The sequence below is a fragment of the Neobacillus sp. MER 74 genome (assembly GCF_023714155.1).
The window spans coordinates 210580-222718 of the sequence record NZ_JAMAUV010000004.1; the positions used below are offsets into that span (position 1 = coordinate 210580).

Below are 12139 nucleotides of genomic sequence, written 5' to 3' on the forward strand. Positions count from 1 at the left end.
AAAAAAAGCACCCTATTTGGGTGCCTAAGACTATTGTTAATAAAGTGCTTTCAAAAAACTACGTGATAATTCCCCTGCGGAATAGTTCGCCAATCGCATGGGAACGATTTTGAACGCCAAGTTTTTTAATCGCTGTTTTTACATATTGTTTGACTGTTAATTCGCTAATTTTCATTAAATCTGCCATTTCCTTTGTGCTTTCACCCCAGGCAATCCTGCGCATTACTTCAAGTTCCCTCTTACTTAAAAACTGTGGATCTTCCACACTGTCGGTCTTCTCCAGAAATCTACCAACTTCTTTTCCATAATGTGTTAAAGAGGAAAGTAGAATTTCATCAATCCTTGTTTCTTTAATAAACTCAAATGTGATGAGATTGCAGCGAATGGATATGAGGGTTTTTCATTAATGTCCCCATCCCAGACTGTTGATCTGGCTTAGCAGGTTACTAATTCTTTGAAAAAAGAGTCCTCGGACTCTTTTTTTTGTTCAGAAAAAATCGGTCAGTCGATTAATGAACGTGATTTCCACTTTTTTTAGAAAATTCAAAGACATCTGAAATAATTTATTGATTATTGGGGAGGAGAGCGGTATAATATTCAACATATTAAATTATTCCTACCTGAATAGTGTGAATTGGAACTGGAATACGAGAATGTTGTTTACCAGTTTTATAGATTGTGGACATAAGGGGAGATTCTACATGGTTTGGACGTCTATTGCTTTTATAATTGCTTTTTTCTTTGCGATGAACATTGGAGCAAGCGGGACGGCAGCATCGATGGGGTCAGCTTATGGCGCAGACGCCATAAAGAGTAAGCGCCTGGCCATGGTGCTAGTGGCGTTGGCTGCTTTCCTAGGGGCAGTACTTGGCGGCGGTGAGGTTGTGAAAACAATTGGAGAGGGAATTATTCCTTCTAATCTCCTAACGATTAAATTAGTCGTTCTAATCCTCGCCGGAGCTACATTGACTTTATTTATTGCAAATATTATTGGAATTCCCCTTTCGACAAGTGAGGTTACTGTTGGATCAATCGTAGGAGCTGGGGTCGCTTATAAAAGTTTGTACATAAATAATTTGTTAGTCATTGTTTTATTTTGGGTGGTTGTTCCAATTGTTTCTTTTCTCATTACGTTTATCCTTGGAAAAGTCATTTCTGCGGCTGAGAAACGCTGGGTTGGTCTAACGAAAAATGGCAAATGGAAAAAATGGCTGGCTGTTTTACTTGTCGTGGGGGGCTGTTTAGAGGCTTTTTCGGCTGGGATGAATAATGTCGCGAACGCTGTTGGTCCTCTTGTAGGGGCCGGGATGATTTCTACCACTAAAGGAATTTGGTTTGGCGGGCTCTTCGTTTCATTGGGAGCTATTTTACTAGGGAATAGGGTTTTGGAAACGAATGGGAAGAAGATTACTAGATTGTCTTTACTGGAGGGAAGTGCAGTTTCCTTTACAGGAGGTACCCTGGTGATTGTGTCATCCATATTTGGACTCCCGATTCCGCTGACACAAGTAACGACTTGCGGTATTTTGGGTGTTGGTGCTGCACAAAAAGGGTTTGGCATTTGGCAGAAATCCATTATTCAGAGAATTCTTAAAGTCTGGCTTATTTCACCACTAGCTTCGCTTGTCATATCATATATACTTGTGAATTTGTTAGTGGAGATTAATATTTATAATATCATTATCATTTTAAGCACATTGATCGCAACCGTGGGAGCGTTCAGTCTTTCAGCTAACATCCGCAAGGAGAATAGTACCATTCATGATGATGGTGGTGGAATATAAATAAAAAATTTTAGAATCCTCTGTTGGTATCCATGCAACAGAGGTTTTATTTTTTTAAATAAGATGAAATAAATTACTTGTAGTAAAATAGTTTGTATAAATATTTTGAACCTTTTAGAAATTTTTTTTACATATATTGGACCATTAGGGGAAGGAATGAAATTCGTTATGGAGATAAAGAAGGTTTCAATCATTGGTTTAGGGGCATTAGGAATCCTATATGCACATCATTTATCAAAGAAAATGCCAAAAGCAGATATACGTATCATCGCAGATCGGGAAAGGATTCATCGATATGAAAATGAACATGTCTTCTGTAACGGAGAACGCTGCGATTTCAATTACCTGACACCAGAAGAATCATGCGAGCCGGCAGATTTGTTGATCTTTACGGTAAAATTTGATGGTTTAAAAGATGCGATTCAATCGGTCATGCATCATGTGGATGAGGAGACGATAATATTATCAGCGTTAAATGGAATTTCTAGTGAGGCTTTGATTGGAGAGACCTACGGGGATGAACATATTTTATATTGTGTTGCCCAAGGAATGGATGCTGTAAAAGTGGGAAATCAGCTGACCTATGACCATATGGGTATCCTTTGTTTTGGAGAACCTGAACCTGGTGTAATATCTGATAAGGTCAAACGTGTTGCCGCCTTTTTTGATAAAGTAGAACTTCCCTATGAGATCGAAACGAATATGGTAAAACGGCAATGGGGTAAATTTATGTTAAATGTGGGGGTCAATCAAACCGTAGCCGTCTATCAGAGTAATTATGGAGAGATTCAGCGTGACGGGGAAGCACGAAAGATAATGATTGGAGCGATGAGAGAGGTCATCGCGCTTTCTGAAAACGCTGGAATTCATTTAACAGAAGCTGATTTAGATTATTGGCTAAGTGTATTGGCCACTTTAAGTCCAGACGGAAAACCGTCAATGGCCCAAGATATCGAAGCCAAACGCCACAGCGAAGTAGAATTGTTTGCCGGTACAGTCCTGAACCTAGCCCATCAATACGGGCTATCAACACCCATAAATCAACAACTGTATGACCGGATTCGTACCATAGAAAGCCAATACGATTAAAACATGGTGCCTGACACCAATTTCTCAAAAATTATGGTGTCAGGCACCATTTTGTTACAGAAATGTGAACTTGTCTGATTTTTTTGTCATTTTTATATGCGTGGGTATGGAAGGTTTTAGTCTTGCTATCATAAAATATGTGTAGATGTGTAAAAATTCTCGAGAGATGTGTAGGTATCATGACGGTAGGCAAATGGACAGATTTAGGGAACTACAACTTGAGAAGAGGGTTGATGCTAATGTGGCCTTTTGACGGCAAGAAAAAGTCGATAGAAAAGGCGGGGAAGTCATGCTATTTTTCCGTAAAAGAGACCACAGAAGGTTACAAGTTTAATGAATTTGTTAATAAACTGAAAGAAGTTCTTAGCAATACCTCAAGGGAAGTCATTTTCTTATGTGTGGGTTCCGATCGTTCAACAGGAGACTCATTGGGGCCGATAGTAGGAACGATGCTGAAAGAAATGGACCTTCCATTCCCTGTATATGGCACTTTAGAAAAACCAGTTCATGCCTTAAATATTAACAAGATACTGAAAGAAATTAATCAAACGCACAACAATCCTTTTATTTTGGGGATTGATGCTTGTTTGGCAAATGAGAGGCAAATTGGGTTTATTTTTTTAAAAGAAGGCTCATTAATCCCTGGGATGGCTGTCAATAAAAAGCTGCCACATGTGGGTGAATACCATATGAAGGCAGTGGTTAATTACCTAGACCCGCTGTCGCCAGCACAATCTTTAAATAATACCAGATTATTTACGGTCATGACCATCGCCGAAGTGATGTCAAAGATTATTACGCAAGCTGTTTTAGGAGAGGCTTCATTGTGTAAAAAATCAATTGAAAATCTCCCTAGATCATAAAGTTACTTACCCAACTATTTTTTCTATTGGAAATTCCGACCAAAGAATTTGATGTTTATAAATAATGTGCGTTATAATTGGTTCAATGTATACCTAGAAAGAGGGAGAAATTGTGGGGAATAATTGGGCCGAGGAAGATTTAATATCTTTACGCGAGAGGGTCTTTATTCATATTAAAGACCTTATTTTAGAGGGTGAATTTAAAACAGGCGATCGTTTAGTGGAACGGGAATTAGCCGAACGATTAAATATTAGCAGGACACCTATTCGTGAAGCGTTATTTAGATTAGAATCTCAAGGGTTTGTCAAAACTGTTCCAAGAAAAGGTGTTATTGTCGCGGATATTTCTGAAAAGGAAATTATTGAAGTATTTACGATTCTATCATCACTCGAAGTTTTGGCAGCCAAATTAGCTGTTCAGAAGTTGGATGATGAAACCAAAAGCAAGTTCATCGAATACAGTAAAAGGGTGGAAGATTGTTTACAGCATAAAAATGATCATGATTTCTCTAATTTACATGGTGAATTGAATCATCTCTTATACAGCTCGGCAAAAAATGCGAAACTATATGAAATATTAAGTGGCTTATCGGATTATATTCGTGCCTTTGCTAAGACAGGATATAAAAATCCGGGCCGGCCTGTACAGTCAATGGAAGAACACTTACGAATTATGGAGGCTATTATTAATCAAGAAGTGGAAATGGCCGAGTATTTGACGAAAATTCATATTGAAAATTCCCGAAAAGCATATATTGAGGCAGTTACTCAAGGAAAAGATACGGAATAAAAACAGAAACTCCATCCCTCGCCGGGTGGAGTTTCTTTCTATTAATATGGAATTAAACACCAATTACCACTGATGTCGTTAGGTTTTGCAATACTTTTGCCACACTCATAGCAACAATTGGGCTCGATTTAGGGTTTTCCATATATGGATTGTTTTGAATAGTGGTTTCCATTTGTCCGAAATAGCCTTTGGCCACTATCGTATGTGTGTTCATTTGAATGGTTGGGTCAACATACACTTGAACCTTTGTTTCATCAAAGCCGACACCTGCAAGGCTTAGCGCAGCGGAAACATTTACATTTTGAGGGAATAATTTTGCTGCATTTCTGGCGGTACCCTCAAAGATACAAAATGGTTCTACAATCGTTTCTAAATCAACTTTTTCCTCCGCAATTGTCCCATACCAACTTTTTGGAGGCTTCCTCGTAATCAGTGTAATTTCATCAATTTCACCTAACACCCCAGCGGCAATACGATCCAAACCTGCGATAGCCCCTGACGGGATAATCAATTGTTTTTTGTATTTTCTAGCTGCCTCTTGTAAGGAGTCATAGAAATCTTTATCTGCTAAAGCGCCGACGGAAAGGATAACTAAATGACTCCCCGAGGAAATGGCCTTTTCCCCATATAGTTGAAGGGCATGGTGTCCAGCCGCTTCAATGATAATATCTAAATCTTGGTTAAAAAAGACATCTTCATTTGTGGTGACTGTACACTCATCGGGTGATTGGTCAGAAGAACCTAGCGGGGTTCTTATTAAAATGGATTGAAGGACGACATCTCCCGCTTGTCCTAACTCAATTAATTCCCTAATACCTTTTCCAAGTGTTCCATATCCAATGATTCCAACTTTTAGCATATTTATTCACCTCATGATTATTTATAAGCAGCTATTCAAATAGAAAGCTATCAAACTATGTATCAGTTTATTTTGTATACCGTATACCGATAATTAATAAATTTTAGCCGATTCAACCAATAAAAGCAAGAGTAACCTGATGAATATAAATAAACTTCTAAATTTTCAAAATAGTTTGCAATAAAAAGAGAATAATGGTATATTATTTTCAACCTTATAATAAACAAGGTGTACATAGTGCAAAGGGGTTGATATTTATATTCCTAAAATAACATTCTACTACATATCAAAAAAAAAAACTGTAAGCGCATTCAACATATTGATGTGGATTGATTGTTTTAGGAAGTAGAAAAAGGATGTTAATGGAGGTTTTAAGTTAGTATTGATCAGTCATTGTATTAATTTTTTTAAAACATGGTATACAATCTACAGTATGCAAGATTTAATCTCTCGAAAAAGTAACTCAATAAATCATGCCATTTTATATCTTTTTAGGGATTAAGAAAGGAACACCCGAAGTAGAGGATATACACCATGATAAAAATCCTATTATAACGTTTACGCCTCTCCTACGATCTTTTCCCATTTGTATAGGAAATCTTTCGCATTACCGTTTTAAACTATTTTAAAACAATGGAGGGGAAATATGGAATTAACAGCAGCCCATTGGGTCTATCTAGTTGTCACTGTAGCCGTTATTATTATCATGCTTTTTAGAAAAGGTGTTGTTTTACCACTCATAGTTGGAACCTTTATAGTAGCAGCCGTGTATAAAGGAAGCTTGATTGGCGGTTTCCAAGCCGTTTTTAATGCCAATCTCGTAGCCGCTAAAGAACTATTTAGTATTTTCCTAATCATTTCCATCATGATCGGTCTTCTTAATTCCCTGAAGGATTTAGGTGCAGATAAAAGGATGGTCGTGCCGATTCAAAAAATAATGGTAAATGGACACGTATCTTATTTAGTGTTAATGGTTACAACGTTTGTGATTTCACTCTTTTTCTGGCCAACTCCAGCTGTTCCATTAATTTGTGCTTTATTAGTACCTGCTGCAGTAAGTGCTGGATTGCCAGTCATGACCTCAGCAATGGTTATTGTTATCGCTGGTCAAGGTATGGCCCTTTCATCAGATTATATTATGCAGGTAGCCCCAATGTTAAGTGCGAAAGCAGCCGGAATTGATAAAGCGCTAGTTTCCGATAAAGCCTTCATTCTTTCTCTTATTACTGGTATTAGTGCTCTTGTGATTGTGTATGCGACACATCGAAAAGCGATTACTCAAAAATCTGTTAATGAAAATAATAATGAAAAAGTATTCTTCCAGGTTACCGAGGAGCTTGCTGCTACAGTAGAGGAAACTGCGGAAGTAATCAAGGTAAAAGCAAAATGGGGAAAAATCTTTGCGATTGTTGTACCATTAGCGATGCTAGGTGTTATGGTTTTTATGGTCCAATCCAAATTTGGCGGTGGAGCTGGATTCGAGGGAGGCGATGGTGCTGCCTTTATCGGTGGAGTTGCTACGATTCTCTTAGTCTTAGCAACAATTGCTTTTAACCGCATTCATGCGCTTGATAAAATTAGCGAACATATTACGGAAGGTTTTGTATTCGCTTTTAGAGCCATGGCTCCTGTTATTCCGATTGCCGGTTACTTCTTCATGGGAAGTGGAGACTTTTCTGCGCAAATCCTTTCCTTAGGGGAAGATGCAGCTAAACCAGGCTTTCTGTTTGATTTGATTCAAGCAGGTCAAAATTATATACCTCACAGCCCGATAATTGCAGCATTTAGTATCTTAATCATTGGTATTATTACCGGGTTAGATGGTTCTGGGTTTGCCGGACTTCCATTAACTGGTGCATTGTCTGGTGCCATTGGACCTGGAAGTAACATCGATCCATCCGTACTTGCAGCGATTGGACAAATGGGTGCAGTATGGAGCGGGGGAGGTACATTGATTGCCTGGTCGTCACTTGTTGCCGTTGCAGGCTTCTTACAGATCTCACCTTTAGAGCTGGCAAGGAAAAATTTCATCCCAGTTATTACGGGTCTTTTCCTCGCAACGATCTTGGCAGTTATTATCTGGTAAATAAACTGTTACTTTTAACATAGCTTCACATTAACTAGATAGAATTAGGGATTGCTAATAAATAAAGGGCTATCTTAAAAGTCAGCAGCAAACTGATTTTTTAAGATAGCCTTATTATTTTTATGATAAGAAAGTATAGGTTTTTGAACTTAGATTACTGTCTAGCTCCAGCGCCCTAGCGGCTAGTGTCCTTCGCTCTCCGCCCTACGATAAGTCAAGCACGAATGCGCCTCCGGCTCTTCGTGTTTCCTTTATCTCGGTTGGAGCGCTCCAGGCCATACGCCGCTGACCAGGGCGCTTGCGCTTTTCTTTTTCGTTTAATTAATCGTTATCTTAATATGCTTGCCGACATATATGGAGAGGGAGAGGGGATAGAAAATGCAACAACAAAGGATTGGTTTAGTAGGGCTTGGTAAATTAGGGACAGCCATGATGACGCATTGGGATAAAAAACGGATACCAATTGGAGTTTACCATCCGGTGCAAACGAAAGCAGAAAATTTTCAGAAAGCATATCATAATGGCTACCTTTTAACAGATAGTCAATTGAAGGGTGTCGATATCTTAGTCCTAGCATTACCTGCGACCGAGGTTATTCCATTTGTCACCTCGTTAAAAATGGAAAGCCAGGCCGCACATAAACCTATTATCATAAATATGGCAACGAACCTTCCTACAAAACAAATAATAAACCATTTTCCTGACTTACATGTACATGGGGTCAAGTATATGGGACATTCTAAGGATTTATTGGAACATGGTAATGGTTTATTTATTACTGAATCAGTGTTACCACAAACTGTTGGGGAACTTTTTCAGAATCTTGGTAAGGTAATGGTCGATAGTGAAAATTGTTTAACGGAAGTAAACAAATTAGCGACGTATTTTGCCATAAAGTCAGCAATTGCAATCGAGACGGAGTTTCTAAGCAGAGGATTACCACCAGAATACCTAAAGAGAGCATTAACATCGTTAGCACCTGAAGTGATCCGATCGTATAGTGAGGGAAGTCTTGGCCACTTTGCGAAGGAAATTGCCAAAGAAATTCTTGAGGAGAAAACTATAGTCCATGAAAGTACCGACTGAAAAAATTTCTATTCAATGAGAACGGTGTCAATCTATTTGATTGACACCGTTCTCTATGCTACGATTCTTAAGAGAGCCATATTTGGCAAGAGGGCTGCAAAAAAACATCTAACATGTTCGTTTTATCATGAAACTAGATCCTGTAGTAAAAAATTAAAGTTAAAAAGTATGTATGGAGGTCAAAAAATGCTAGAGTTAACTATCGATGAGTCTGATAGGCTTATTAAAGTAGCCCATGCTATTGCATCGGAAATCCGAATTGCTATTCTAAAATTACTAAACTTTCAAAAAATGAATATTATTGAGATTGCTGAAAAGCTTGATCTTCCTGTTTCAACCATCGCGTCTAATATAAAAGTTCTAGAAGGTGCAGGTCTCATTAATACTGAAATACAGTCAGCCACAAGAGGAAAGATGAAAGTATGTTCAAGAAATTTTGATGATATTCATATGGCCCTTAATTTAAATATTGGTTATAATGATCCAAAGAATTGTTATGAGTTGGAAATGCCAATCGGACATTATTCTGACTGCGAAATAACACCGACATGTGGAATAATCAATAATAATGGTTTAGTGCAGCCTGAGGATGATGTATCCTTATTTTATCACCCTGATCGTATTTCAGCTCAATTAATATGGTTACGACAGGGCTTTCTTGAATACCGCTTTCCTGTGTCACTTTCTGGTAATGCTGATATTCAGTCACTTCAATTTTCTATGGAACTTTGTTCAGAGGCTCCGAACTATGATCACAATTGGCCTTCCGATATTACAGTCTGGGTTAATGGAAAAGAGATATGCACATGGACTTGTCCAGGTGATTTTGGCGATCGCAGAGGAAAGTTAAACCCATTGTGGCTGCGTGATAACCATACCCAATATGGACTGTTGAAAAATTGGAAAATAGATAATAATGGCAGCTATTTAGATGATGTCAAAGTTTCTTCAGTCAACTTGAATGATATTGAAATTAATAATCAAAAATTTATTATCTTAAAAGTTGGTGTTCAATCGGACGCTGTGAATATTGGAGGCCTTAACTTATTTGGAAAAGGCTTTGGTGACTATAATCAAGACATTTTGATGAGAATTATATATTCCTAATTTGGGATTAAAAGGTCTCTTTTATTACAATTTATTTGTAATAAAGGAGACCTTTTTTCTTTGTTTTGGAAAGTCCCAACCTAGTAGGGTTTTTAGGGTGTAAATGCTTATTTTTCAAAAATTGTAAAAATTTCATAAAAGATATTGACCTTTTAATAGTGAGAGATTATCATTTAATTACAGTAATTATGTTTGAAACAAAAATATTGTTTTAATGAAGGTAAAAAAGCTCCAAAAAGAATGTAACTACATAAGGAAAAATTCACTTTCTCTTTTTTTATAATTGATGTAAACGCTTTAAATCTAGATTAAAGAGATGGAGAATGAAGGAAGGTGGTTTTTACAAATAAATAATTCAGAATATTCAGATATATAATCAAATAGTTAGCGTTGAATGTGTAAAGTTCAATGGGTTATATAAACTATAATTTTAAATTTATGTAAAAAAATCACTTAATAAAATTCTAGGAGGAATTAATTATGACTATCACTAAAAATTCAGAGACTTTAAGAGTAACCTATGAACCGGCAGTGATTATGGGTGCTCTTTACGGTCCAGGAATTCATGGTTTAAAAGGAGCTTTTGAACGCAAATGGGTAGAGGAATTAGCAAAGGACATTGACGTCCTATATAAGGATGCACTCCAAAGACCAGGTGGCGCAGTGGGCCGTGGGCCGAAACGCCACTATGTGGAAATCCACCCGGAAGATATCAGCGGTTTTGTAGATTTGGTGACGCACCCTTGGGTCAAGGCTGTCTGTGAAACGGTTTTAGGGCCTGAGTATAAAATTGTCGAGATTGGCTTCGATGTACCAAACCCAGGAGCTGTGAATCAGCCTTGGCATCGTGATTTCCCAGCTCCTGAAGACACAGTTAAGGGAAGAAGGCTCAATTCTCTCGCATTTAATATAACAACGGTGGATGTGGAAGAAGATATGGGACCATTTGAGATTGCTCCTGGAACTCAGTGGGACGATGGCAGCGAGTATGAAAGTGAAATGTTCCCTGAGAAAGAGCTTTATTCTCGATATGAGGCCCTAGCGGAACAAAAAATGCCTAAAATGGGGGATATTTCAGTCCGTTCAGCACTTACCATTCACCGAGGAACAACGAATAACTCAAATAAATCAAGACCAGTCCTTGTTTTAGGAGTGGATGCTCCTGGAGCAAACAATCATGAACGGCATGACCTGCAAATAACGAAGAAATTTTATGAAACATTGCCAGAGGATTTAAAGGGTCACTTGATGTGCCGCATCGTGGACGAACTAGAAGTAATTGTTCAAGAGCACACGATTGAAGGACTTAAAATGGGCGAAGCCTAAAAATTTCAGACCAGATAGCAGTGATTCAGCCATTCAGCCGTTGATTCTATCATCTTGAATACGGCTAAATGAAATCGTTCTATATTTGAAAAAAATAATAATTGAATGCTGGAGGAAATCATATGAAAAAATCAGTATTAATCTCATTATTCTCAGCTGCTATGCTAGCTATGGCTGGATGCTCAAGTGGGTCTGAAACTGGGGGAAGTGCAACAAACTCTGCTGGAGACGATGGAAAGGTAGTTGTTGGTTGGTCTCAGATGGAAAATAATAATCCATGGAGAATCGCGGAAACGAAAAGCATTCGAGAAGAAGCTAAGAAACGTGGATTCCAAATGGTCTATTCGGATGCTCAAAGTGATACAGCGAAACAGGTATCAGATGTGGAAGATATGGTTGCCCAAGGAGTCGATTATATTATTCTAGCACCTCGTGAATTTGAGGGACTTTCCCCGGCCTTAGCTACTGCTAAGAAAGCACATATTCCTGTTATTCTTGTTGATAGGAAAGTAGCTGGAGAAGCAGGAAAAGATTATGTGAGTTTCCTAGGATCAAATTTCATTGAACAAGGACAAAAGGCAGCTGATTGGTTAATAAATGAAATGGGCGGAAAAGGAAATATAGTAGAACTTACAGGAACTTCTGGTTCTTCCGTAGCAATCGATCGTCAAAAAGGATTCATGGATAAGCTTAAAGAAAAGGCGCCAGATATGAAGGTTATTGCCTCCCAAACAGGTGACTTTGCACGAGCCAATGGACAAAAGGTAATGGAAAACTTGTTACAATCTCAGGGAGACAAGATTGATGCCGTTTATGCACATAATGATGAGATGGCTATCGGAGCAATCAATGCAATCAAAGCAGCCGGAAAAGTCCCTGGAAAAGATATTATCATTGTCTCAGTAGACGGAACTAAAGATGCCTTGCAGGCAATCGTTGATGGGAAAATGGGTGCAACGGTTGAGAGCTCTCCATTCTTCGGTCCAAGTGTGTTTGATGTAATCGAAAACTTAGAAGAGGGTAAAGAAGTAGAAAAAGAAATTATTATTAAGGACCGCTTTTTTGACAAAACCAATGCAAAAGATTTCGTAAATGACGCGTATTAACAGCAACCTGTATTTCGCAAGTATCTTAAAAAAGATACTTGCG

11 protein-coding genes are annotated in these 12139 nt (G+C 38.1%); 9 read left to right on the forward strand and 2 right to left on the reverse strand.

Annotation, left to right across the window (positions count from 1 at the left end; genetic code table 11):
• Window positions 1-58 precede the first annotated feature (58 nt).
• A complete protein-coding gene (locus M3610_RS09625) occupies window positions 59-265 on the reverse strand; it encodes a response regulator transcription factor (RefSeq protein ID WP_251458788.1) in 207 nt (68 codons plus the stop codon).
• Between the two features lie 436 nt (window positions 266-701).
• On the opposite strand from M3610_RS09625, the gene M3610_RS09630 reads away from it, so the two are divergent.
• The 4 genes from M3610_RS09630 to M3610_RS09645 all read left to right on the forward strand — a co-directional run bounded on the left by M3610_RS09630 (window position 702) and on the right by M3610_RS09645 (window position 4526).
• Window positions 702-1784 carry a sulfate permease gene (locus M3610_RS09630; protein ID WP_251458790.1) on the forward strand — a complete coding sequence of 361 codons (1083 nt, stop codon included), beginning with the start codon at window positions 702-704 and terminating at the stop codon, window positions 1782-1784.
• A gap of 168 nt (window positions 1785-1952) precedes the next feature.
• On the forward strand, window positions 1953-2873 hold the full coding sequence (locus M3610_RS09635; protein ID WP_251459019.1) for a ketopantoate reductase family protein: 921 nt from the start codon (window positions 1953-1955) through the stop codon (window positions 2871-2873).
• 179 nt (window positions 2874-3052) lie between these two features.
• Window positions 3053-3736 (forward strand): spore protease YyaC, encoded by a 684-nt coding sequence (yyaC, locus tag M3610_RS09640; RefSeq protein WP_251458792.1) that lies wholly within the window; start codon window positions 3053-3055, stop codon window positions 3734-3736.
• Window positions 3737-3848: 112 nt separating this feature from the next.
• Window positions 3849-4526 (forward strand): GntR family transcriptional regulator, encoded by a 678-nt coding sequence (locus M3610_RS09645; RefSeq protein WP_251458795.1) that lies wholly within the window; start codon window positions 3849-3851, stop codon window positions 4524-4526.
• A 52-nt stretch (window positions 4527-4578) separates the two neighbouring features.
• Here the strand turns inward: M3610_RS09645 and nadX are convergent, their stop codons facing one another.
• Window positions 4579-5385, reverse strand: coding sequence for an aspartate dehydrogenase (gene nadX, locus M3610_RS09650; protein WP_251458799.1), 807 nt, complete (start codon window positions 5383-5385; stop codon window positions 4579-4581).
• Between the two features lie 646 nt (window positions 5386-6031).
• Between nadX and M3610_RS09655 the strand changes: the two genes are divergently transcribed.
• From M3610_RS09655 to M3610_RS09675, 5 genes are all read left to right on the forward strand, one after another.
• Window positions 6032-7471 (forward strand): hypothetical protein, encoded by a 1440-nt coding sequence (locus tag M3610_RS09655; protein ID WP_251458802.1) that lies wholly within the window; start codon window positions 6032-6034, stop codon window positions 7469-7471.
• Between the two features lie 378 nt (window positions 7472-7849).
• Window positions 7850-8557 (forward strand): NAD(P)-binding domain-containing protein, encoded by a 708-nt coding sequence (locus M3610_RS09660; RefSeq protein ID WP_251458805.1) that lies wholly within the window; start codon window positions 7850-7852, stop codon window positions 8555-8557.
• Window positions 8558-8743: 186 nt separating this feature from the next.
• Window positions 8744-9664 carry an ArsR/SmtB family transcription factor gene (locus M3610_RS09665; RefSeq protein WP_098571917.1) on the forward strand — a complete coding sequence of 307 codons (921 nt, stop codon included), beginning with the start codon at window positions 8744-8746 and terminating at the stop codon, window positions 9662-9664.
• A 480-nt stretch (window positions 9665-10144) separates the two neighbouring features.
• On the forward strand, window positions 10145-10990 hold the full coding sequence (locus M3610_RS09670) for a phytanoyl-CoA dioxygenase family protein (RefSeq protein WP_251458808.1): 846 nt from the start codon (window positions 10145-10147) through the stop codon (window positions 10988-10990).
• Window positions 10991-11112: 122 nt separating this feature from the next.
• Window positions 11113-12096, forward strand: a complete 984-nt coding sequence (locus M3610_RS09675; RefSeq protein ID WP_251458810.1) for an ABC transporter substrate-binding protein — start codon at window positions 11113-11115, stop codon at window positions 12094-12096.
• Window positions 12097-12139 lie beyond the last annotated feature (43 nt).